Here is a 22,844-nt window from a genome sequence, read left to right as displayed (position 1 = left end):
AGTATTTAATATTAATCTTCTAATTTTGAATAACCTTGCTCAAGTTGAAAATAGGCGAATACATGGCTATCATAATAAAACCAACTATACCTCCAATAATTACTATCATTAAAGGCTCTAATATGGTCCCTATCATTTTTGTTTCATGGTCTACATCTTCGTTGTACTGATTTGCCAAACCCTCATACATAGTATCTAACTCGTTAATTTGTTCCCCAATTGATGTTAACGAAATAATCTTAGATGTGAAAAACGTACTTTTTTTCAAGCTATTAGACAATGTTTCTCCTTTTAACACATCCTTTTTTGCTTGAGAAATAGCCAACTTTAACGGATAAAAAGAAATCATTTTTTCAGTGAGCTCTAATGAAGTAATTAATGGTGTTTTTGCAGATAATAATAGACTAAATGACTGGCAAAAACGCGCTAAATAAATCTTCTTAATTAGATTTCCAAAATAGGGGATTTTCAAAACTACCCTAGATTTAATATCTTGATAAGAATTATTTTTATTTAATACTTTGTGGGCTACATATATGGAAACACATATTACTAATGCAATTAAAAGTATGGTATTAAAATTATTGGACACATTTACCACAAACTGTGTTATTTCTGGGAGATCTTTACCAAACTGCTGAAACACAGATGCAAACATGGGCACCACAAAATTGAGCATAAAATAGAGTACAGCAAACGTTATGAATAACACAAAAATGGGATAAGCCAATACGGAAACAACTTGACGTTTCATTTTAATTTTCCTTGAAAAAAACTTTTGCAATTGATCAAATATTTCAGGTAAGCGTCGCGTGTCTTCACCAATTTTTATACTATAATATTCGTAAGGCGAAAAATATTTGTGATTCTTTATAGCTTCGTGAAGCGATTTTCCTTTCACCACATCATCATTAATAGTTTTATAGATAGAGCGAACAAATTCAGATTTTTGTTGATCTGTTAAAATGGACAACGCTTGATTAAAATCTACTCCAGACCTAATAAGTGTGGAAAACTCCCTATAAAAATCTTCCTTATGTTTGTCTGAAAAATTTTTAAAAGTTGGCATGGACATATTGAAATCAACTTTTAATGAATCTTTTTTATTAGTCTTATATGAAATAGTATCAATCTTCATTAAAATAGCTGTTATTTATTATATCGGAATTATTCTTGCTTAGAAAATAATTAGCATTAATCGTATCATTTAACACTTTTAATGATAATAGAAAGGTTGTGTTATTATTAGTTTTTTCATCACTATTTATAAACTGATAACCATTAACTCTCAACTTGAATGTGTCTATTTTTATGTGGTTATTCCTTAAAATGTATTTGGAATTTACAGTATAATTTACCTCAGTTTCATCATAGAATTTTAAAACTAAATCGCTTTCTGCATAACTAAAATTATTAGCTTTATCAATATCTCTTAGCAGCGTTGTGTTAAATAAATTATATTCAAGCACTTGAGTGTTTTCCTTTTCAAAAAGAGATAATTGTTTACCCATTAAATTAAATAATGAAAAAGTAATTGAAATAATAATACTCATTAAAACAAGAGTTATTAAAACTTCTAATATGGTAAATCCCTTAAGATGTTTAATATTCATTATAGGAAATTAGCTTAGTTATCACATTGGTTTTGTTTCCTGATTTAAAGGTGAAAGTCAAAAGAGCGGTATGATTTCTTTTATTAACACCAACCTTTTTATCAATTGTATATTCATTATAAGAATAGCTATTGTCTTCATAATCATTTTGTTGAACGCTTTCTTCAATCAAAAAGTTAATAGTATGCTTCGCATTATAATAATGTATTGATTTGTTTTGCTTGATTACATTTAAATAAATTGTAAAGGCTACCAAAGCACAAATCGAAATAATTGAAATAGCAATAACCGATTCGGTAATTGACGATGCTTTAAGGTTTTTAAAATTTTTTAATGACGGCATATTTTCTTTCATTAAAATTATTTATGAACAAGGGTAATTCCACAAAATCTTTTGGCAAACTATCTCTGTTTATAGTTCCGTTTAGAATAACATTCTCATAATTAGATGATTTTGTTTTTAGAAAAAACTTATCGGTACAAATGCTTCCAATAACTTTGCCCTCCAATTGTGTTCTACCATAACAATATACATTGCCAATTACAGTAGCTTTTTCATGTATTATTAAGGACCGATTTAATACTCCAGCGTAAGTGTCTCCATCTATAACAATACCCCCTGCTATAGTTGAATAGTCATTTATAATAATAGAGGCTTTGCCATTATCATTTTTAATATAAATACTTGAAGGGTAAAGCAATGAAACATGCTCTTCTATATTAACACTATCTTTGGCTATAATTTGGATATTGCCCTTAAAACCAGGCATAATGTGTACTGTAGGCGCAGACACAATAACATCTGTTAATTTGGCAGTATTAGTTATTTTTAATTCGTTGTTTGAGCTCAATACAATGTTTCCTTTACATGTTATATTGCTAAGCTCTTTCATGTCACTTAAATTGATTACCCTAGTGGTCTCATCAAAACTGTTTATTATTACTGGATTTTCATCAAAGGTGTCTAGAGTAATAGGTGTGTATTTTGAAATATCTATAAATATGTTTTTTTCTATTTTTGGAAGTATATCTCCCGATTTTGATTGTTCTCCTTTAAGAACAATAGTATTCCCTTTGTTGCCATTTATATAAGCCAATTCTGTAAGACCATTAGGAATTTTAATTTGTCCGGATATATTTGTTTTTCCAGATAATTTCAGAGGCTTATCATAATTTGTCACATATAGAGCTAAACTATTTTTAGAATTAGTTAGTTGTCCAACTAATACTATTTTTGAAATAGTGTCATTCCTAAAATTGGTTTTGCAAACTAAAACATCATAAAATCCCCAATTCTTTTTTTGAATGTATGATGAAGTCCCATCTTCAAATATGTCTATTTCTTGAAACTGGTTATATTGAATAGATTCTGCATTATTTAATAAATAATTAAAAGCAGAATCGTTTCTATAAATTAAATTCTCTTGTTCATAAAGTTGGTTGTTCAATATATTTTGATAGTGAGAAATCAAAACCAAGCACCCACAAAAAATTGAAATTATCAGGCATATAAAAATAGCGTTTATCAGAGATGAAGATTTGATATTATACGATTTACAAATCTTATATTTGAAATATTTATTCAATGGAAATATAATTTTATGGATACAATAGCTGCTATTAGATTTAATAAAAACCCAATGATTAAACGTACAATGCTTGCTTGTGTATGAGCTAAGGTTATTACCTAAAATAGTCAAGGCAATTCCTTATTTTTTAAATTTGAATCAATTGGCTTAATTCCCCAGAATTGAGTCGAATTAAAAAAGAAATCCCTATACCATACTATCTATTTCGCTTGTAATGAGATATTAAAAATTTATTAAATTTAAATAAACCCTCTTTCACGCGCCGCTGTGAGCAAATCTCTATCACCTTTTCCTGTAACGTTAAAAATATCTCGCAACAATCGTTTTCTACGTTCTAAAGCAGCAATTGAAAGAGGAAGGACTTGGGGCAATTCATTCATTTTAGTACCATTAGACAATTCGTACAGCATTTTTCTGTCTATATTATCTACAACAAAATCATTAGTCGCTTGTTTTCTTAGTATTTGTAAAACTGTTTGACTATAATATGGAGGTTCAGAAACAACAACCTTAATAGCTTCTAATAGAAGAGCTGCTGATAAATCACTCTTAATCAAAAAGCCATCGGGATTAATACTTTTCAAAATACTGGATATTCTAAAGGCGTCGTCGTAAGATGTAGATACTATAATCTTAATATTTTTAAAAGTATTCTTTATTTTAATTCCCAAATCTTCACCGCTTAAAATAACACCGTCTTTCGATGAAGGTATCCTCATATCTAAAAAAACAATGTCTATACCGCAATTAGTTTTGTCCCCTTTAAGTTTTAATAAGGCATTATCACAATTGCTTGCTGAATCAATATCGAATTCTAAGCTCTCATTAAAAGAAGCTGTTTCATTTAAAGCTCGTTGGTATGCCTCTATGGTTAAAGGCTCATCCTCAATTAGTAATACCTTAATTATTTTGTTCATATTTATAATTAATTAGAATTTAAAAATTACGCTTATTGTTACTATTAATAATTCTAAATACTTATTTAAGTGAGGGACAAAAAAATATATATGCCTATTTTAACAAAACTAAACCATACAATAAACAATTGTATGTGTACCTATAACTTTTTAAACCGAACAAATTCTTGGTATAATTTCATAATTGAAGGAGGAAAATACTAAACAAAATAATCATTAATTGACTTTTATTATAAGAAATAGTGAAAGGTATGTTTGCAAGGGTATAACAGCTCTTTTTGAAAGGAATATTAATTTAATTTAATACATGAAGTCGAAGGTGATAATAAATTAACCATAAACTCCACATTGTTCTTATAAGTTTTTGTAAAAGGCACACTTAAATTACTTTTTTTTAGTGTGCATTTTGAGTTTCCATAATTAACTCTAGAAACATAATTACAATTAATTATATAACTTTTATGTACTCTTAAAAAATTTTCTGGTAAAACAGGTTCAAATGTTTTAAGAGTTTTATAAGCAGTAATCACTACTTCATCAATCATGTGGAAATCGGTGGTATTATTATCTGCTCTTAAAAATAAAATTTCATCTAAGCTTAAATATTGATAATCTTTATACGATTTTAAGCAAATAGTATTGTTTATTTTAATAGGGTATTTTTTTTTAAATCTTATTACTGCTTTCCTTATTTCTAACTCAGTTGTTGGGGTTAGTAAATAGTCAAAAAAACCCATTTTTATTGCTTCATAAGTTTTTTCTTTTGAAGAAGATATGGCAATAAATTCTGTATCGCTTTTTAAATATTGATTTAATTCACTAACTAGACCAAATGGGTTGTTTTTATTAAAATCTATATTAATAAAAATTAGGTCAGGCATTTCTCGCAAAACGACATCCATAGACTCTTCGTGGTTATATGTATAGCCAACACAGTTAAAATCTGCAAATTCATCCAATATTGAGGTGATTTTATTAATCACACCATCTTGGGCTTTTATTATTATATAATTGGTCAAAACAACATGTTTAAAACAACTAATATAAACAGAATTACCAAACCTAAAGTAGGGGTTTCCCCTAACTACTTTAGGGGTATTCAATCAATTTTTAATGAAATCAGGTATAAAAAGAAGAATGAACTCGTCAAAAGAACACTAAAGTTATCTTCAAATTAAAAAAAAACCTTTCGGTCAAGTTAATTAAATGCGTTGGTTGTCAGAATCTAATATGCTTTAGGATATTCCCGCCTTGAGTACATGAAGGGACAAATCATTATTATTTGATTTGTCCTTTTTTTTATTATCTGAAATCGACAGATTATGGCCACTACCCAAAGTAGTTATTAAACAGGAATATAAATATTAAATGTAGCGCCATGGTTTAACTCACCCTTCGCCAAAATAATTCCGCCATGATTTTCCACTATTTTTTTGACAATAGCCAGCCCAATACCTGTTCCAGTATATTCTTCCTTACCATGAAGACGTTGAAATACATCAAATATTTTTTCGCTATATTGTTGTTCAAATCCTATCCCATTATCTGAAATACTAATATGACAATATTTCTTTTTAGCAGATAGCTTATCAATATCAAATTTTGATCCTTCTGCTATTATGCAATCAATTTTTATGTGGAGTGGGGTGGCTATCCTTGAAAACTTAATAGAGTTACTTACTAAATTGATCATAAGTTGTTTAAACTGAAAAGGGATGATTTTAATATCATAGATATTAATGAGTTCAATAGTTACATTTTTTTCCTCTAACTCCTCCTTTAGTGTTTCTTTTATTTCTTCAACAATTTTAGACAGGTTAACAATTTCAAATTTTCTTTCTTCAACATTGGTTCGCGAATAAGCAAACAAGTCTTGTATTAAGTTTTGCATTCTATTTGCCGACTCCTGCATTCTATTAAAATGTTTTTTAGCGTTTTCTGATAAAGTGGCATATTCTGTTTCTAAAATACGGGAAGCAAACGTTTGTATTTTACGTAAAGGTTCCTGTAAATCATGGCTGGATATATACACAAATGACTGTAACTCCTTATTCATTTTTTCGAGATCAATGTTTTTTTGATTCAACTCACCGGTTCGCTGCTGTACTTGCTTTTCCAATTCATTTGTAAACATTTTTTGTTCTTGAATATCCGTACTGGTTCCTACCCACATTTTTATAACACCATCATTATCTTTTTGAGGTATAGCACGACTTAATTGCCAGCGATATTCTCCAGTATGCTTTCGAAAACGGTGTTCAATTAAAAAGTCTTTTCCTGTTTTGATTGACTCGTTCCACTGTTTAATGTTTTCTTCTTTATCGTCTGGATGTACAATTTGAATCCAGCCTTCTTTATCTATATCCTCCTGTGTTATTCCTGAAAAATCGTAAACAGATTGGTTGAAATAATTTAGATTACCTTCAGGATCAGATGTCCAAATATGTTGCGGCATTGAATTTGCTAATAATCGAAATTTCTGTTCTCGCTCAATTAGCATTTGTTGGGAATTACGCTCTTCAGAAATATCCCTAATGGTTCCTATTAAGCGATCTGGGTTTTTTTTGACATCATAGAATACTTTTCCCTTAACTTCAATCCAACGTAGCGACTTGTCGTCTAATATTAATCGTGCTTCATAGTGAAGTATTCCCGTTTCAAATGATCTTTCAAATGCGGCTTTTCTTATAGCCAGATCATCAGGATGGATACGGGATACAAGATGTTTATGTGGAATATGATTTTCTCTCGGAAATCCAAAAATATCAAGAAATCGATTGGATGTAACACTTTCAGAGGTTTTTAAATCATATTCCCACACTCCTAATTCGCTGGCATCGATGATAACATTAAGTTTCTCTTCATTTTCCTCAATAAGATGCTTTGCTTTTACCGTGGCAGTTACCTCGGTAGCTACAGCCATAATACCAGATATAACATTATTTTCTTTTAAAGGATGATAAACAAAATTGAAATAAGTGTCTTCTATTTTACCATGCCTATTTAATTTAATGGGAAATTCGTATCCATAATAAGCTTCACCTGTTTTATATATTTCTGCGATGATTGATACAAGGGTTTCTTTGACTTCGGGCAAGGTTTCAAAAAGGGGTTTGCCCACAAATTGCGCTTCCGTTTTATCTACTAATAATAGATAATTTTCATTAGCCATTTCAACAACATAATCAGGACCTCTAAAAATAGTAATACCTAGCGGTGCTTGCTTTACTGAATCTCTAAATCGTTTCTCACTTTCTTCCACTTTCTGTTTCGCCTCATGCAATTCAGTTACTTCGGCTGCTGTATTCATAACGGCATATGCATTCCCAGAACTATCCATCAAAGGAGTAAAACTATAATTATAATAAAAAGTACTTAATTTTTGGTTTTTGACGATATCAACTTTTTGGTTTTTGGCATGAAAAGGGATTCCTGTTTGCAGTACCCGACGTATTTGCTCAAATATCTGTTGGTTTCCAAATTCTGGTAGTATATCTCTATATAATTTACCCACCACATCACTTCCTTTTCCCCATGCATCAATAATAGATTGATTAGCAAGCGATATCCTCATTTCTTCTCCTACAAAAACCCCTATTGGGAAAGGTGCACTTTCCACCAAGGCACGAATACTTTGTTCGCTTTCTTTAATTTTATTATTTAAAAGTGCTTGAGAAGTAACCTCGGTAGCAATAATACCCACACCATCAACTTTCCCTTCAATATTTTTTTGAGCATATACTAGGAAATTGTAGTACTTTAAAGTCTCTTTTCCTTCCTGTATAATATGAACGGGGGTTTCAACAGCATTAAAAGGAACCCCTGTCGTGTAGACCTCCGCAAAAATTTCTTTATAACCTTGTGTGGCCAATTCGGGCAAAGCATCAAAATAAGGTTTACCCATTATTTCTCTTCCTTTACCCCAAATTTCTAAGATGGGGTCATTAGCAATGGTAATTATTAAATTGTCTCCATATAAAATGCCTATAGCAGATGGCGATGAATATATTAGATTATGGTACCGTTTTTCACTTTCTTCTACATTTTTTCTTGCTTTAACCTGAGAAGTAATATCAAAACCAATACTCATAATACCATTTATTTTCCCCTCAGCATCATAAAGTGCTTCATAGGAAAAATTGATATATACCGTTTCCAAGATGCCATTTCTTACCAATTGAATAGGCAATTCAGGTGATTCAAAGCGTTTACCAGTATGCGCTACATCATCAAGAAGTTCTTTTATTCCTTGGGTTGAAAGTTCGGGCATGGAATCGAAAATAGATATATTCATGACCTCTTCTTCTAATCTTCCCCAAAGTTCAAGAGCATATTTATTGGCTATTTCAACTTTATAATCATCTCCTCTCAAAATGGAAATAGCAACAGGTGCTTGGAGGATCATCAATCTTAAATTATTTTCACTAATGGTTATTTTTTTACGAGCTTCTACCTGTAAGGTGTTTTCAAGTACCCATACCGCAACTTTCACTACTTTTCCTTTTTCATCCTTTAAAGGGGCATACACAAAAGTTACATAAATAATTTCTTCCTTACCATGACGAATTAGTCTCAATTCTTCTTCATTCGCATAGAATGGATTGCCAGTTTCAATAACTTTACTCAATGCTGTTTCATAGTATGATCTTACCTCGGCAAAAGTATCCCAGTAAAATTTTCCAATAATTTCTTCTCTGGGTTTGCCTGCTATTTCAATGAAACTGTTATTCACAATTTCACTTATCAAAGTTGTGGCATCAATTACACAAATACCAATAGGAGACTCTGACACCATAGTGCGAATATGTAACTCCGTTTCTTTTGTCTTTTTGTTGGCAATGGTTTTCTCGGTAATATCCTCTAATGTTCCATTTAAACGATAAGCAACTTTTTCTTCATTAAACCAGACTCTACCTTTTGCATGAACAATTCTTTCTTGTTTTGTTACTATATGAAGAATGCTAAATTCAATATCATAAACGCCACCTGAAGCATATTCTAATGCTTTTTGTATGGCGTTTGTTACCCTCTGCTTATCGTTTTCTTCGATAGCAACAAGAGCATCTCTAAGGTCAATTTCTTTGTCATTACGCAGTCCAAACCATTCCTTAAGCCTGTCGTTTGCTGAAAATTTATTGGATATTGGGTTGTAATCCCAAGTGCCTAATTCCGTTGAGTCTATAGCAAACTCTAATTGATCTTTATTTTCCTGAAGTTCTATTTCGAAGGTCTTTTGGTCGGTAATGTCTACGCACGAGCTTATATATCCTGCAAAACTTCCATCGGAGCGAAAACGAGGTGGTCCTTGTGCAAGTAACCAGCTATATTTCCCTTCGCTATTTAATATGCGAAACTCTCCTGTAAATGGTTCTCTCTTTTGAAAGGCATTCAAATAAATATTTACATATTGTTCTCTGTCTTCTGGATGTATTAGGTCTAGCCAGCCCAACTTCAATAATTCTTCCATAGACCTTCCGGTCAATTTAACCCAAGCATTATTAAAATAAGTGGTCCTGCTATTTTCATCTCCAACCGAAATAAAAATATCAGTACCTTCTGCCATAGTACGAAATCTTTCTTCGCTTTCTTTCAAATCTTCGATAGCTTTTTTCTTATCAGTCGTTTCTATTACAGTAACTAATACGCCGCCTACTTCACCATTATCCAACCTTATAGGGCTGTAAGCAAAATCAAAATAACAATTTTCCACATATCCATTTCTATTAAGAGGAAGCATGAAGTCTGGAAATCCAATCGGTATCCCATCCATTACGCCATCAAACATAGAACCAATAATATGCCATATCTCGGAAAAAGTTTCTCTTGAGCTAATCCCCAAAGCTTCAGGATGCTTTGTGGCACCTAAAATAGGGCGATAGCCGTCGTTATAGATTTGAGTATACTCTTTACCCCAAGCGATATACATGCCAAAAGGGTTATCAAGCATTACACTTATCATGGTTCGTAAAGGTTGTGGCCAAATGTCTGGGTGACCTAACGGAGTTTTACTCCAGTCTTTCGCTCTGATAAGCTTACCCATTTCTCCGCCTTCTTGAAAAAAATTGTGTTCTCTAGTTTCAATGCTCATAAACTCATTTAAGGTTGAATTATAAATTTTTCTCTTGTAGGCCGCAATGAATTATTAATATGGAATTGGGTAATAGCTTCTTTTATCACTTTTTTTAATACTGCAAATTTACCTGGCTTTTGAATGTAATAATGAGCCCCTTTGTCGTAAAGAAGGTTTACCACATTCATATCGAGCGACGTAGAGTAAATAATAATAGGAATATGGTTTAACTTATCTATAGCCTTAATTTCACTGATACATTCCATGCCTGATTTTCTTGGCATATTGAGGTCAAGGAAAATAATATCGGGATAGTTAACAGGCTCTGTTAATAACAAATTCATGAGTTCAACTCCATTATTTACGGTACTAAGATTTGCAGGAACAGATATTTCTTCAAGTGCATCTTTAAAAAAATCGCAATCGTCTATATCATCATCGGCAAGCAAAAGATTAAGTTTTGTTTTTTCCATTTTGTAAAATCTAGGTGAACAATATTATTAATATATCTAAGGTTTGCAAAGGTATTACTTTGTTGTCCAACTCAAGATAAAAAGTCTTTATGTACATTTCTTTTCATGTGGGATTGTGTTTTTCTGTCGCGTACAGAACACGACTAAAGGTTAAAATTATATTTATGTTGTTGATTTTATACAGTATGAGGTTTTAAAAAAACCTAAAGATAAATCTAATATTATTTGACTGTATAATTCAATGTTATTTTTTGGGGTAACTAAAACAATAAATTTAAACCATTTTTTTTAGCAAAAGTGAGCATATAACGAAAACTATTGCAGGCTTGCTCTTCTTATAAATTTATGATTATTATCTCAAGAGCACTAATTTTGAATCAAATCAATATTTATATTAAATAGAACTAATCAAAATCAAATATGTAAAAATATTATTGATTAATAACTAAAAATCGAATATTAATATAGAAATATAAACACATGTTTTGCTAAATATTTCACGAATGGAATAGAATAAAAAACTTCAGATACTCTATGGAAGCTTTTTTATTAAAGATACTCAGTCTTTATTTATTAACATCTCTGGTGTAGCTACCGTTCTAAACCCAACATGTTCTGCTGATGAATCTATACTAGTTCCCATTCTAGAAGACACCCTATAACTTGCACAATACGAATCGCTACATAAAAAGGAACCGCCTTTTATTATTTTTTCTTGTAAATAAGGATTATTGGGATTGTAACCTTTATCTGCTCCTTTAGGGTTTATAGCTTTCTCTTTTTTGGCAATTAATTCATCATAGTAGTTCACATTATACCAATCGGTTGTAAATTCCCAAACATTACCTGCCATATCGTATAAACCAAAACCATTTGCAGGGTATGTTTTAACTGGTGCTGTTCTTTCAAAACCATCTTTTAATGTATTATGTACAGGAAATTCGCCTTCCCAACTATTGGCTTTTTTTGATAGTTTATCCTGTTCATCACCCCAGAAAAATATAGTATTATTATTTGCACCTCTGGCAGCATATTCCCATTCGGCCTCGGTTGGCAAGCGCCTGCCCGCCCATATGCAATATGCCTCTGCATCTTCATACGAAATATGTACAACAGGATGGTTTTCTTTACCTTCTAAGTTCGTGTCTGGTCCACTTGGGTGTTTCCAATTCACTCCAATAACCCATCGCCACCATTGTGAAAAATCATATAAATTAGGAACCGATTCTTTTGTTTTCTTAAACATTAAAGACCCTGGTTGCATAATAGAGTCATGGGGTTTTGTTGTGCCTGCTGGTAATTGCTTTTTCATTTCTTCCCAATCAATTTTACGCTCTGCTGTGGTAACATATCTTGTCTCTTCAATAAATTTCGAAAATTGCGCATTTGTTACTTCGGTAATATCCATAAAATAACCATCTACCGTTACAGAGTGTTGTGGTTTTTCGTGCTTCATTGCCATTTTATCTTGCGGTACAGCGCCTTGTAAAAAGGTTCCATCAGGTATCCAAACCATGCCTTGAGGTGGATTATTAATTAAACTATCAATTATTTGTTTCTGGGTTTCTGTACTAATCTCGGCATGCTTCTCCCTACATCCTAAAACAGTAAAAAAAACAACAATTGTAATAAAGAATTGTATGCTATTTTTCATTAATCTACTTAAAAAAGGTGAATTATATTAACAAAAATAGGCGTTTTTTATTTTAACCTATATAAAGTAATTTTTTTAACATTCTTGTATCTGTTTTCTATACCTTAGGTTTTAATTACCTTTGCATAACTTAATACATACGTTTATGATATATTCAATGACAGGTTATGGAAAATCTGTTTTGCAATTGCCCACTAAAAAAGTGACTATAGAGTTGAAGTCTCTTAATAGCAAAAGTTTAGATTTAAATGCTAGAATGCCTTCTATTTATAGAGAAAAAGAACTGACTATTAGAAAATTACTTGCAGATAATTTAGAGCGTGGTAAAATAGATTTTTCTATTTATGTTGAAGCAACCGCCGAAGACACCTCAACTCAAATTAACACCCCTGTAGTAAAGCAATATATAGAGCAATTGCGACAAGTTGTTGATGGTAATGAGATAGAACTACTTAAAATGGCAGTGCGTTTTCCAGATGCTTTAAACACCGTTCGTGAAGAAATTGACGAAAGTGAATGGCAAACTATAGCGGTAGAAATTAATAAAGCCATAGAAGATTTAAACAGCCATCGCCTAGATGAAGGAAAAGTACTAGAACAAGAGTTTAACAAACGTGTAGTTATAATTAGCAATTTGTTAGACCAAGTCATTGCTATGGATCCTGAACGTGTTGAAGGTGTACGTGAGCGTTTGCTTAAAGGTGTTGAAGATTTAAAGGAGAAATACGACGAAAATCGTTTTGAACAAGAATTGGTCTATTACATTGAAAAGTTTGATATAACAGAAGAAAAGGTGCGTTTAAAGAACCATTTAGATTATTTTATTGAATGTATAAATTCTAAAGACTCTAACGGAAAAAAATTAGGATTTATTAGTCAGGAAATGGGCCGTGAAATAAACACCATAGGTTCTAAAAGTAATTATGCACCCATGCAACAATTGGTGGTGCAAATGAAGGATGAACTGGAAAAAATCAAAGAACAATTATTGAATGTATTGTAAGCAATACGCTTTATGCCACACCCCGTTTTGCCTAAAGCATACAGCTTAAGGCTTAAAGCCATAAATAAAATATTCGTGACAGAACAAAACACTACAAAAAAAGGAAAGCTTATCGTGTTTTCAGCACCATCAGGTTCAGGAAAAACAACCATTGTAAGGCATTTATTAGGTATTGAAACATTAAATTTAGAATTCTCTATTTCTGCAACTTCTAGAGAAAAGCGTGGAAATGAAGTAGATGGAAAAGACTATTACTTTTTATCGCTAAAAGAATTCAAAACTAAAATTAAAAATGATGATTTTTTAGAATGGGAAGAAGTATATCGTGATAATTTTTATGGTACTTTAAAAACGGAAGTTGAACGCATTTGGAGTATGGGTAAAACCGTAATTTTCGATATTGATGTATCCGGTGGTTTGCGTATAAAACGAAAATTTCCAGAACAAACATTAGCCATATTTGTTAAGCCACCAAGTATTGACGAGTTAAAAATCAGATTAAAAAATCGTAAAACTGAAAGTGAAGATAAAATAAATATGCGCGTTGCCAAAGCTTCGGCAGAATTGGCTACCGCACCTTTATTCGACGTTATTGTAGTGAACGACGATTTAGAAAAAGCGCTTGTGGAAGCCGAAAAATTGGTAAGCGATTTTGTAAAATAATAATACATTTTTAATGAAAATCGGATTGTATTTTGGCTCTTTTAATCCCATACATATTGGGCATTTGGTTATTGCCAATCATATGGCTGAATACAGTAATTTAGATGAAGTTTGGTTTGTAGTAACGCCGCACAATCCGTTTAAAAAGAAAAGCTCTTTATTAGATAATTATCAACGTTTAGAAATGGTATATCGTGCTACAAAAGACTATTCCAAACTGAAACCTTCCGATATAGAATTCAACTTACCGCAACCCAACTACACCGTAAATACACTTGTTTATTTACAAGAAAAATACCCCGATTTAGAATTTTCTTTAATTATGGGTGAAGACAATTTAAAAAGTTTTCACAAGTGGAGAAATTACGAAATCATTCTGGAAAACCACCATATTTATGTTTACCCCCGAGTTTCAGAAAATAAGATTGAAACTCAATTTAGTGATCATAAAAAAATTCATCAAATCGATGCTCCTATTATGGAACTCTCTTCAACCTTTATTCGTAATGCCATAAAAGAAGGTAAAAACGTAAAACCAATGCTGCCAGAAAACGTTTGGGAGTATTTGGATGAGATGAATTTTTATAAGTAAGCCAGATAAAAACTAATTAATTTCAAATTTTTTTTTCAATGCATTTTTATTCTAAAGCGGTAAAAAAGACTATTTTAGTGTCCTTTTTTAAAAACCATATTAGAAACTAAATATTATGATTAAAAAATTATTGCTTTCACTATTATTAACAACCCAATCAGTTATTTTAATTGCCCAATCAGAGTATCAAGGAAACTGGGAATCACTATCAAAACACAAAAGTGTTCCAGATTGGATGCGTGATGCTAAATTTGGCATCTATTGCCATTGGGGCGTTTACGCAGTTCCTGCATATAATAATGAACATTATATAAAAGCCATGCGCGATACTTCTAATTACTCAAAGTTAGGAACACACAAACGGCATGAAGCTGTTTATGGGTCTTTAGATAAATTTGATTATCACAATTTCATCCCCATGTTTAAAGGTGAAAATTTTAATGCAGAAGAATGGGCAGACCTTTTTATTAAAGGAGGCGCTCGATTTGCAGGCTTAGTTGGAGAGCATCATGATGGTTTTGCCATGTGGGATAGTGAACTAACACCTTTTAATTCTAAAGACATGGGACCAAAACGTGATATTGTTGGTGAATTAGGAAAAACAATTAAAGAAAGAGATCTTAAGTTTTTTGTATCACTACATCACGAACTTAATTACACCAATTTTAAAATGAGCCCAGAATTTGCTGGTTTTGATGCCAAGTATCAAAAATTATATGGAAGCACAATGCCTGAAGACGAATGGCAGCGTATGTGGCGGGATAAATGTATTGAGGTTATTAACAAATATCAACCAGATATTATTTATCATGATGCTTGGTTAGAACGTGTAAACCAAGACTATCTTAAATCTTATATGGCCTATTATTTTAATGATGCCGCAAAAAGTGGAAAAGAAGTTATTGTTACATATAAAGGAGAGGATATTAAAGGAGGTGGTATGTTAGACCATGAAAATAATAATCCTGATAAAATAAGCGAAGTTCCTTTTTTAAGCGATTACTCGATAGGCACCGGGTTTTCTTTCTCTTGGGGTTATACTGAAGGAATGAAATTAAGAACTGCTGAAGAAATTATTCATCATTTAATTGAGATTGTTAGTTGTAACGGGCAAATGCTTTTAAACTTATCTCCCAAAGCAGACGGAACCTTTCCAGAAGACCAAAAAATAATTGTTAATGAAGTGGGTAGATGGTTATGGACTTTTGGTGAAGCTATATATGAAACACGTCCTTATCACGTACCTTTCGAAAATCTATCGAAAGAGGACAGAGTCTATTTTACACAAACTAAAGATGCTGTTTTTGCTATTACAACCAAATGGCCCGACGCTGAAATTAAAAATGGTGTTTTATCATTCAAGCTAAAAGAACTTTCTAAGAGCAAACTACAAAAAAAAGTAACCTCTGTTGAGTTATTTGGATTAAAGAAAATAGAAGGTTGTACGTTTAAACATACAGAAGAAGGGTTGACTATTAGTGTAAAATCCAATGTAAGGTTACCATCTGATATTGCCCAAGTATTTAAAATTTATGTTGAATAATAATATCATATTAATGATAATTTTCTCTAGTAAAAACTTCAACATTCAGAATTAAATAATGTTTTGAGATGATTTCAAGTTAATTTGTAAGAGGTATTAAAATGATATTTATTGAGTTAATTTAGAAAGAGCTTCCTGTAGTATTGAACAGGAAGCTCTTTTTAAATTTATTTCAAAACGCATAATACAATACACTTGAATTTTTTGATATCAAGAGCTAGCTTACGGCATTGAATCGATTATAAAATTAACTTATAGTATCAATATTGTTACCAAGGTTACGATAGTTTATTTTTTCGTTAGGGTTCGTGGCATTTAAATATTCTTCGATATTAGTATAACCATCCCCATCTGAGTCAAAGGCAGCATCTTCTGGGTTTTTAGGATCAAGTTTTTGTTTAATTTCCCATGCATCAGGCATACCGTCACCGTCTGTATCAACAGGAACTTTTGCAGGATTGTAAGTCAACGTGGGGTAACCACCAACTTCTGATATGTCTTTAAGAATACCCGTTTTAGTCATTGGTTTTCCACTCCTAACCATTTCAGTAACACGTCTATCTACAGTATCACGTTTCGGTAAGGTAGCTCCCACTTTTGTAAGCACAGATTCGAAGGCAATATCAGCCGTCTCATGTGGTGCAACCGGCCAACCAACAAACGGAGTATTAACTCGAGCCATTTTTTCCGAACCCTGAATACCAGCCCAATTGTTAATAATAAGCTCTTCATTACCATCCATGATATTACCGGCAACATACCATTTACCTGGTCTGTTTTTTGCCTTGGCATACCACTCTCCTTCAGCCCAAGCACTGCCTGGTGAATACATACTACGTTCCTCAACACGAGCAAAAACAGCGCGCATATTTTCGTTGGTAGCAGGGCCAGGTTTATAGTAATTGTTGATAACGTTAATTAATGAAGTTTCATCACCGCCATCCATAGTGCGATGGCGCCAATTGTAGATTACATTGTTGCGAAAATCAAACGGCCCCGACATACCTATAGATGGGTTTCTTGCCGTGTTGCAGGCAAACAAGTTATGATGAAACGTAGACGGATTTCCACCCCAAGTACCACCAAATGCATGTCCTTTCGCATCAAGTGCTTCACTAGATATTGTCCATTGAATGGTAATGTTTTCAGCTGGATCTTTAATTTGTGTACTACCATCAAGTGAAGATCTCATATGTCGGTAAAGTGAAATGTTTTCATCCATTCCCCAACTTGTAGAACAATGGTCAATGATGATATGGTGATCTGGATTGCCACCAATATTATCGTCACCTTGTCCGCCAACAGGTACACCTCGTCGTACACGAATGTGACGAACAATAACATTATGTGTATTAATATTGAGTGTTCCCGCTATACAAATTCCATCACCTGGAGCAGACTGACCTGCTATGGTGATATCGGGATGATTGATATTGATATCATTTTTAATTTTGATAGTACCTGCTACGCGAAATACAACAATGCGGGACCCTTTAGCTTCTAATGCACTGCGCAAACTACCCTCTCCACTGTCATTAAGATTGGTAACGGCTATAACTTTACCACCACGTCCACCTGTGGTAAACATGCCAGCACCCCAGGCCCCTGGAAACGCTGGTATAACACCCTCAGGTAATCTTGGTGGATGTGGAGGGATTTGTCCCAACTCAGGTTGTTCAGCCAAATGATTACTATTCTGTGCATTGGAATTCAATACAGCACTAAGAAGAAAAAAAATGAGCAAGCTCATATTCGTAATTTGATGGATTTTTATCATACTTGTATCATTAAAATGAAAATAAATTTGTTCAAATTTACAATAAACTCATTGCGAGTATGATAAATATGTGTTTAGGTCGATTTTATAAGTTGGCTATTTTCATGATAATATAAACCTACACAAAATTTTGTGTAGAAATTAAATATTCATACAATAAGTTTTATAAGCAATTCTTCATATGTGATATGTGTAATACATAACAAATCTTCAAAAAAGAAACCGCTTAAAGAATAAATCTCTAAACGGTTTCTGAACTAAATAACCAACCAAAATTTTATAAAATCCTTGTGTTTTCGCGAGGGTTTTCTATTTTATCTTTTCTATGCTTACGCATTTTTTCTGCTGTAACTGTTTTTCCTTTTGTGTTTGTGGTTTTCATAAATTGTATATATCCTCTACCAACAAACTCATAAGCTGTCCCTGAGTCTGGGTGATATAATTCTATCTTTCCATCATTAATAACGCTCAATTCGAAATATTCATTGTCAAAATAATCATAATCTAATGTTAAAGTTTTAAGCTTGTTGTTGCCAGTTATGTTTCCAACGCCATATAATCCTGTATAATCCCAATATAAATTATTGGTGTTTTTTCCATTGGGATCTTGTGAGCTTTTAAACTCCGAGTCGTTTCCGCCAGCTAAAAACTGTAAATAGTTTTCATTATCAAATTCATTTATAGCTCCATAATTACTGGTATATACTTTTTCCCAAGCATTGTATTCTTGCAAGAAATAATGAATGTTATCATAGAATACAAAATCGTAATCAAAATTGTTGCGTTGGTAACCATCTAAAAAGTACGAGGTGTCATTTTTTGGGTTGTACAGTTCTATAGTATTATTATCTACTTGATAAATATCGAAAGTTTCAAAACCATCTATAACATGATATACATCCAAAATCATATCGTAAGCATCGTAAGTTCCAACATTAATGCCAAAACCGTTACCAGTATCTCCTAAACCAACAATATTGTTGTTAGCATAAGCATTCCCGTTTCTAAATGACATGGTAAAGGCTTTTTGCAAAAAAGGTGTTTCACCATAACCTTTAGTCGCATTGATATCTACATACCACAACTCATACGAGCCTAATAATTCGTTTAAAGATATTATAGGTTCATCATCTATATGATTTACTTCTGTATAACACGACGTAAAAAGTGTAGCTGTTAAAGCAAATGTTAAAAGTAATTTTATAGTCTTCATAATCAAACATTTTTAGGGTTTCTACTTTAACGTTTTCAAAACACGTGCCAAAAAAGATTTCATCTGGTTTTTATCTACTTATGCTTTTATCGAAGCGATGCCATTTGCTAAAAACGTATTAGTTATTACAAACTTTTTGCTTTAGTGCATTTCTTAATAATTTGATGACTTAACAATCACTAATATTTTATGTATTTTTGAATTATTAAACATGTAGACTAATTATGAATAAACCTTTAAAATACGCAGTTTTTGGCGCAGGAAGTTGGGCCACAGCCATTGTGAAAATGCTTTGTGAAAATTTAGAAGAAGTAGGTTGGTACATGCGTAGTGTTTATACCAAAGAACACTTGTTAAGAGAATATCATAACCCAAATTATTTAAGTTCGGTTGAGTTTCATATAGATCAATTAAAGCTTAGTAACGATATTAATGAAATTGCCGATTATGCAGATGTATTGATTTTCGCAATTCCTTCAGCTTTTATTCATAGTGAATTGGAAAAATTAAATATGGATATTTCTAATAAAATAATTGTTTCGGCTGTTAAAGGTATTTTACCTGAATCTGGTTTATTATTAGGTGAACATTTTCATGAAGCCTATAAGGTTCCCTATAATAATATTGCAGTTATTGCGGGTCCTTGCCATGCCGAAGAGGTTGCTTTAGAGCGTTTATCATACTTAACCATTTCATGTTCCGACTCCAAAAAAGCACAAACTATTGCCAATAGCCTGTCAAGTGATTATATAAAAACAAAAATAAGCGACGATATTATTGGTGTTGAATATGCCGTAATGCTTAAAAATATTTATGCTATTGCTGCGGGTATCGCGCACGGATTGGGTTACGGTGATAATTTCCAAAGTGTGCTTATGAGTAATTCCATTCGTGAGATGAAACGTTTTATTAAAAAAATGCATAAAATGAAACGTAATATTAATAATTCGGCATATTTAGGCGATTTATTAGTAACTGGTTACTCGGTGTTTTCAAGAAATCGGATGTTTGGAAATATGATTGGGAAAGGCTACACTGTAAAATCTGCTCAAATGGAAATGAGTATGGTTGCAGAAGGTTATTACGCTACAAAAAGCGCCCATTTGCTTAACGAAAAGAACAAAAATAAAACGCGTTTACCCATCATAAATGCAGTTTATGAAATACTTTATGAAGGCAAAGACCCTAAAAAAACCTTTAAAAAATTGACGGATAAGTTGGATTAGCAACAAAACAACTCCTTCCCTTTTTTAAGGGAAGGTGGATTTGGTTTCTGCATAGAAGAAATCAAAGACGGAAGGATTATTTCACTAAAACACCCTTAGCTTCCATTAAAGGCAAAGTCTGTAACGCCTTTAAATTAACAGTATTTTTTCTAAATAAATAAGTTTTATCAAACATTTTGTTGCCCCAAAAAAAAGACACTTTAAAGCTATTATTTAGTGCAAATAATTCTTCTTGCATCAACTCAATTTTTGCATAACTTTTTTTAGGCAATATATCAAGTTGCTTTCTAAATGTAGAGGTTATTTTTTCTTCGGAATATCCAGAAGTTACAATTAAAACCATTTCTAAATCAATCTCTTTGTCATTTATAATGTAAGCATTCCAATCTTGAGTTTTATAAATATCGTTATACTCGTTTACAATTGCAACGTAAACACCTTCAACTTTTGGGACTTCAATATCTTTTTTCATTCTGCAAAAATAACAAACTATTCAAAATAATTGTTTTTATAATTAGCGACTGTAATGCCTTTTAGGTTGTATACAATTAAATGATTTAAAAGTTCTTGATTACTATATGTTTCAAAAAGATTATTGTTTTTAAAAGCTATTTCTTCGAATCGCTTAAAGTATAAATTGCAAAATAAATTTAAGTTAACTTCAGGTTTAATAATGCCTGATTTTTTAGCTTCATATAGAAGATTATATACCGTTGTGTTTACAAAACTATCTCTAAAGTCATCAAAAATAGTATTGGCTTTTGGATAGTATTTTTTTAAGCCGAAGATGAATGAGGGTTTAAAATGTTTTAAATATTCAAATCCTTTTTTATAAATTAAAATGACACTTATAATAGGTTCATTTTGAGATGCTATGATAGTATTAATGTCATCTTTAAAATTATTAATTAAAAAGATGACACTCTCAACTACTAAATCTTCTTTGCTATTAAAATATTTGTAAATAGTTTTTTTAGAAATTCCTAGCTCACTAGCCAACTCATCCATAGTAAAACGCTTACTTCCAAACTTAGTAAAGTTGGTGACAGAGCATTTTAAAACTTCCTGTTTACTTGACATTTCAAATTAAACTATGATTTATTTCCAACCACCACCAAGCGCTTCATATAAATTCACAACGGTTATAAGTTGTTGTAATTTACTATCAATCACATTCAATTCAGCATTTAAAGCACTTTGTCTGGCGGTTAATAAATCTAAATAATTGGCGTACCCGTTATTTAAAAGTATTTCCGAATTACCCTCTGCTTGTCGCAAAGCTTCGACTTCTTTTTGTCTGAATTCAAACTTTCTAGTTTCAGCATTATAAGCAAACAACGCATTCGATACTTCGTTACCAGCCACTAAAAGTGATTTTTTAAAATTTAAAAGAGCTTGCTCTTGTTCTGCTTTACTGACTTCGTATTGTGTTTTAATTTTTCGTTGATTAAAAATAGGCTGTGTTAACCCACCAACTAAATTAGCGAATACCGAATTGGCATTAAAAAACGTATCAAAATCTAAACTTTGTAAACCAGCAGAAGCAGTTAATGTTAACGATGGGTAGAAACTACTACGCGCTACATTGGTTAACTCAAACGTTTGGATGAGTCCAAATTCTGCAGCCATTACATCGGGCCGATTGCTTAACAATGTTGCAGGCACACCAAGTTTCATATTGGTTTCAATGGCTTGTATGTCTAAACTGTTACGATCAAAATTTCGAGGTGATATCCCTAACAAAATACTTAAGGCATTTTCAGTTTTAAAAATAGCCGTTTCTAAATCTACTTGTAACGCTTTGGCATTGTTGTATTGCGCAATATTTTGGTCTACAGCTACTTCTGTTACCTGTCCAGCATCTTTTAAAGCTTTAATAGTTTCTACACCTTTTTCGCGTGTTTCAATGGTTTGATTGGTAATTGCCAATTGCGCATCTAAAGCCAATAATTGGTAATAACTTGAAGCAATACTAGAAACCAATTGTGTTTTTACAGCTTGATGCGCTGCCACACTTTGTAAATAACTGGCATGAAATGCGCGTTTGTTGCTTCTGATTTTCCCCCAAATATCAGCTTCCCAAGATAAATTGGCAGCTAATTCGTAGGAGTCTATCGATGGAAAAGCACTTCCGAACTGGCTGTTTTCAGAATTTTCTTGATGAGTATATTTTGCACTCCCGTTTAACGTTGGAAAATAACCTGATTTTCCTTGTTTTAAATACGCTTCGGCAGCTACTATTTGTTGAATAGCAATACGAACATCCATATTATTTTGAAGCCCTTCTTCTATATATTGATTCAAATAGTTATCGGTAAACAAGGTTTTCCACGATACATCTGCCATCGATAAACTATCAGTCGGCAAATTATCTGTTCTATATAAATTCTGTGTTTCTACCAACTCAGGTTGTTCATATTCTTTTGCAACAAAACAACTTTGTAGTGTTATAGAAACCGTAACTAAAAGCAACGTTTTGCTTAAAAATGTGTGTTTTAATATTGATATCAT

19 protein-coding genes are annotated in these 22,844 nt (G+C 32.1%); 5 read left to right on the top strand and 14 right to left on the bottom strand.

The genetic code is table 11. From position 1 onward, the window contains the following. Nucleotides 1-19: 19 nt before the first annotated feature. The 9 genes from QLS71_RS07915 to QLS71_RS07875 all read right to left on the bottom strand — a co-directional run bounded on the left by QLS71_RS07915 (nucleotide 20) and on the right by QLS71_RS07875 (nucleotide 12,316). A complete protein-coding gene (locus QLS71_RS07915; protein WP_308993684.1) occupies nucleotides 20-1,138 on the bottom strand; it encodes a type II secretion system F family protein in 1,119 nt (372 codons plus the stop codon). Beyond that, nucleotides 1,128-1,613: a prepilin-type N-terminal cleavage/methylation domain-containing protein gene (locus tag QLS71_RS07910; RefSeq protein ID WP_308993683.1), complete on the bottom strand. Its 486-nt coding sequence runs from the start codon at nucleotides 1,611-1,613 to the stop codon at nucleotides 1,128-1,130. Before QLS71_RS07910 ends, QLS71_RS07915 begins: the two co-directional genes overlap by 11 nt. Beyond that, on the bottom strand, nucleotides 1,603-1,968 hold the full coding sequence (locus tag QLS71_RS07905; protein WP_308993682.1) for a hypothetical protein: 366 nt from the start codon (nucleotides 1,966-1,968) through the stop codon (nucleotides 1,603-1,605). The genes QLS71_RS07910 and QLS71_RS07905 overlap by 11 nt, the downstream gene beginning before the upstream one ends. Beyond that, entirely contained in the window at nucleotides 1,934-3,061 is a 1,128-nt protein-coding gene (locus QLS71_RS07900; RefSeq protein ID WP_308993681.1) for a hypothetical protein, read from the bottom strand. Before QLS71_RS07900 ends, QLS71_RS07905 begins: the two co-directional genes overlap by 35 nt. 380 nt (nucleotides 3,062-3,441) lie before the next feature. Beyond that, nucleotides 3,442-4,119 carry a response regulator gene (locus QLS71_RS07895; protein ID WP_308993680.1) on the bottom strand — a complete coding sequence of 226 codons (678 nt, stop codon included), beginning with the start codon at nucleotides 4,117-4,119 and terminating at the stop codon, nucleotides 3,442-3,444. 290 nt (nucleotides 4,120-4,409) lie between these two features. Further along, nucleotides 4,410-5,138: a LytTR family DNA-binding domain-containing protein gene (locus QLS71_RS07890; RefSeq protein WP_308993679.1), complete on the bottom strand. Its 729-nt coding sequence runs from the start codon at nucleotides 5,136-5,138 to the stop codon at nucleotides 4,410-4,412. Nucleotides 5,139-5,464: 326 nt separating this feature from the next. Continuing rightward, a complete protein-coding gene (locus QLS71_RS07885) occupies nucleotides 5,465-10,207 on the bottom strand; it encodes a PAS domain S-box protein (RefSeq protein ID WP_308993678.1) in 4,743 nt (1,580 codons plus the stop codon). Nucleotides 10,208-10,215: 8 nt separating this feature from the next. After that, a complete protein-coding gene (locus QLS71_RS07880) occupies nucleotides 10,216-10,662 on the bottom strand; it encodes a response regulator (protein ID WP_308993677.1) in 447 nt (148 codons plus the stop codon). A gap of 559 nt (nucleotides 10,663-11,221) precedes the next feature. Continuing rightward, nucleotides 11,222-12,316, bottom strand: a complete 1,095-nt coding sequence (locus QLS71_RS07875) for a formylglycine-generating enzyme family protein (protein WP_308993676.1) — start codon at nucleotides 12,314-12,316, stop codon at nucleotides 11,222-11,224. Nucleotides 12,317-12,461: 145 nt separating this feature from the next. Between QLS71_RS07875 and QLS71_RS07870 the strand changes: the two genes are divergently transcribed. From QLS71_RS07870 to QLS71_RS07855, 4 genes are all read left to right on the top strand, one after another. Then, the gene (locus tag QLS71_RS07870) at nucleotides 12,462-13,319 is read left to right on the top strand and encodes a YicC/YloC family endoribonuclease (RefSeq protein WP_308993675.1); all 858 of its coding nucleotides are present in this window, start codon (nucleotides 12,462-12,464) and stop codon (nucleotides 13,317-13,319) included. A 75-nt stretch (nucleotides 13,320-13,394) separates the two neighbouring features. Then, the gene (gene gmk, locus QLS71_RS07865) at nucleotides 13,395-13,982 is read left to right on the top strand and encodes a guanylate kinase (RefSeq protein ID WP_308993674.1); all 588 of its coding nucleotides are present in this window, start codon (nucleotides 13,395-13,397) and stop codon (nucleotides 13,980-13,982) included. A gap of 13 nt (nucleotides 13,983-13,995) precedes the next feature. Next, nucleotides 13,996-14,574 (top strand): nicotinate (nicotinamide) nucleotide adenylyltransferase, encoded by a 579-nt coding sequence (nadD, locus tag QLS71_RS07860; RefSeq protein ID WP_308993673.1) that lies wholly within the window; start codon nucleotides 13,996-13,998, stop codon nucleotides 14,572-14,574. Nucleotides 14,575-14,689: 115 nt separating this feature from the next. After that, the gene (locus QLS71_RS07855) at nucleotides 14,690-16,117 is read left to right on the top strand and encodes an alpha-L-fucosidase (protein ID WP_308993672.1); all 1,428 of its coding nucleotides are present in this window, start codon (nucleotides 14,690-14,692) and stop codon (nucleotides 16,115-16,117) included. 247 nt (nucleotides 16,118-16,364) lie between these two features. On the opposite strand, the gene QLS71_RS07850 is transcribed toward QLS71_RS07855, so the two are convergent. Beyond that, nucleotides 16,365-17,894, bottom strand: a complete 1,530-nt coding sequence (locus tag QLS71_RS07850; RefSeq protein ID WP_308993671.1) for a polysaccharide lyase — start codon at nucleotides 17,892-17,894, stop codon at nucleotides 16,365-16,367. A 277-nt stretch (nucleotides 17,895-18,171) separates the two neighbouring features. Beyond that, nucleotides 18,172-19,107 (bottom strand): nicotinic acid mononucleotide adenyltransferase, encoded by a 936-nt coding sequence (locus tag QLS71_RS07845; RefSeq protein WP_308993670.1) that lies wholly within the window; start codon nucleotides 19,105-19,107, stop codon nucleotides 18,172-18,174. Between the two features lie 224 nt (nucleotides 19,108-19,331). On the opposite strand from QLS71_RS07845, the gene QLS71_RS07840 reads away from it, so the two are divergent. Continuing rightward, nucleotides 19,332-20,333 carry an NAD(P)H-dependent glycerol-3-phosphate dehydrogenase gene (locus tag QLS71_RS07840; RefSeq protein WP_308993669.1) on the top strand — a complete coding sequence of 334 codons (1,002 nt, stop codon included), beginning with the start codon at nucleotides 19,332-19,334 and terminating at the stop codon, nucleotides 20,331-20,333. 76 nt (nucleotides 20,334-20,409) lie between these two features. Here QLS71_RS07840 and QLS71_RS07835 read toward each other — a convergent pair whose 3' ends face one another. From QLS71_RS07835 to QLS71_RS07825, 3 genes are read right to left on the bottom strand one after another with little or no spacing between them, the layout of a single operon-like run. After that, nucleotides 20,410-20,805, bottom strand: coding sequence for a hypothetical protein (locus tag QLS71_RS07835; protein ID WP_308993668.1), 396 nt, complete (start codon nucleotides 20,803-20,805; stop codon nucleotides 20,410-20,412). Between the two features lie 17 nt (nucleotides 20,806-20,822). Beyond that, complete coding sequence (locus QLS71_RS07830) at nucleotides 20,823-21,413, bottom strand: TetR/AcrR family transcriptional regulator (RefSeq protein WP_308993667.1); 591 nt, start codon at nucleotides 21,411-21,413, stop codon at nucleotides 20,823-20,825. Nucleotides 21,414-21,431: 18 nt separating this feature from the next. Beyond that, the gene (locus QLS71_RS07825; protein ID WP_308993666.1) at nucleotides 21,432-22,844 is read right to left on the bottom strand and encodes a TolC family protein; all 1,413 of its coding nucleotides are present in this window, start codon (nucleotides 22,842-22,844) and stop codon (nucleotides 21,432-21,434) included.

Source organism: Mariniflexile litorale, assembly GCF_031128465.2.
GTDB classification, from domain to species: Bacteria; Bacteroidota; Bacteroidia; order Flavobacteriales; family Flavobacteriaceae; genus Mariniflexile; species Mariniflexile litorale.
This window is presented reverse-complemented; position numbering and strand designations above follow the sequence as displayed.

What these genes read in the sequence shown, in the direction of transcription:
- QLS71_RS07915 (WP_308993684.1), bottom strand. Translation starts at nt 1,138, where the DNA reads ATGAAGATTGATACTATTTCATATAAGACTAATAAAAAAGATTCATTA.
- QLS71_RS07910 (WP_308993683.1), bottom strand. Translation starts at nt 1,613, where the DNA reads ATGAATATTAAACATCTTAAGGGATTTACCATATTAGAAGTTTTAATA.
- QLS71_RS07905 (WP_308993682.1), bottom strand. Translation starts at nt 1,968, where the DNA reads ATGAAAGAAAATATGCCGTCATTAAAAAATTTTAAAAACCTTAAAGCA.
- QLS71_RS07895 (WP_308993680.1), bottom strand. Translation starts at nt 4,119, where the DNA reads ATGAACAAAATAATTAAGGTATTACTAATTGAGGATGAGCCTTTAACC.
- QLS71_RS07885 (WP_308993678.1), bottom strand. Translation starts at nt 10,207, where the DNA reads ATGAGCATTGAAACTAGAGAACACAATTTTTTTCAAGAAGGCGGAGAA.
- QLS71_RS07880 (WP_308993677.1), bottom strand. Translation starts at nt 10,662, where the DNA reads ATGGAAAAAACAAAACTTAATCTTTTGCTTGCCGATGATGATATAGAC.
- QLS71_RS07875 (WP_308993676.1), bottom strand. Translation starts at nt 12,316, where the DNA reads ATGAAAAATAGCATACAATTCTTTATTACAATTGTTGTTTTTTTTACT.
- QLS71_RS07870 (WP_308993675.1), top strand. Translation starts at nt 12,462, where the DNA reads ATGATATATTCAATGACAGGTTATGGAAAATCTGTTTTGCAATTGCCC.
- nadD (WP_308993673.1), top strand. Translation starts at nt 13,996, where the DNA reads ATGAAAATCGGATTGTATTTTGGCTCTTTTAATCCCATACATATTGGG.
- QLS71_RS07855 (WP_308993672.1), top strand. Translation starts at nt 14,690, where the DNA reads ATGATTAAAAAATTATTGCTTTCACTATTATTAACAACCCAATCAGTT.
- QLS71_RS07850 (WP_308993671.1), bottom strand. Translation starts at nt 17,894, where the DNA reads ATGATAAAAATCCATCAAATTACGAATATGAGCTTGCTCATTTTTTTT.
- QLS71_RS07845 (WP_308993670.1), bottom strand. Translation starts at nt 19,107, where the DNA reads ATGAAGACTATAAAATTACTTTTAACATTTGCTTTAACAGCTACACTT.
- QLS71_RS07840 (WP_308993669.1), top strand. Translation starts at nt 19,332, where the DNA reads ATGAATAAACCTTTAAAATACGCAGTTTTTGGCGCAGGAAGTTGGGCC.
- QLS71_RS07835 (WP_308993668.1), bottom strand. Translation starts at nt 20,805, where the DNA reads ATGAAAAAAGATATTGAAGTCCCAAAAGTTGAAGGTGTTTACGTTGCA.
- QLS71_RS07830 (WP_308993667.1), bottom strand. Translation starts at nt 21,413, where the DNA reads ATGTCAAGTAAACAGGAAGTTTTAAAATGCTCTGTCACCAACTTTACT.
- QLS71_RS07825 (WP_308993666.1), bottom strand. Translation starts at nt 22,844, where the DNA reads ATGATATCAATATTAAAACACACATTTTTAAGCAAAACGTTGCTTTTA.